We start from the raw sequence: 585 nt of genomic DNA on the forward strand, positions 1-585 counted from the left end.
AGCTTTCTGGCGGTATGCGCCAACGTGTGATGATTGCCATGGCGCTCCTGTGTAAACCAGAGCTGCTCATCGCTGATGAGCCAACCACCGCGTTGGACGTGACCGTACAAGCCCAAATTTTGACTCTGTTACGTGAGTTACAAAAAGAGTTCAATACCGCGATATTGCTGATCACGCACGACATGGGCGTTGTAGCCGAAATGTGTGACCGCGTGTTGGTAATGTACGGCGGACAAAAAATGGAACAAGCAGATACGGACACCCTCTTTGCTCAGCCCGCACACCCTTATACCCAAGGCTTACTGAGAGCAATTCCTTCGATCACCGAAGACATGCCTCGTTTGCCAACTATCCCTGGCAATCCACCGAGCGCCTTAATTAACCACCATGGCTGCGCGTTTAGAGATCGCTGTGATTACCGACTCGCTCGCTGCCAAGCCGAAACGCCGAAGTTTATGCCGCTCAATGGTCGTCAATCCATCGCCTGCCATGTCAAAGCCCAAAGCAGCATTTCACTCATCCACCAGTCGGCTTAAGGAGACGTTATGAATCAGAAAGAAGTGTTATTGTCCGCTCGCGATCTGC

The 585-nt window shown here is 51.6% G+C and carries 1 protein-coding gene; it reads left to right on the forward strand.

All coding sequences use genetic code 11. The features are described 5' to 3' along the window. On the forward strand, positions 1 to 536 hold a 536-nt coding region (locus R7R24_RS28825), incomplete at its 5' end, for an ABC transporter ATP-binding protein (RefSeq protein WP_318120473.1). Positions 537 to 585: the final 49 nt, after the last annotated feature.

It is taken from the genome of Vibrio sp. 704 (assembly GCF_033339295.1).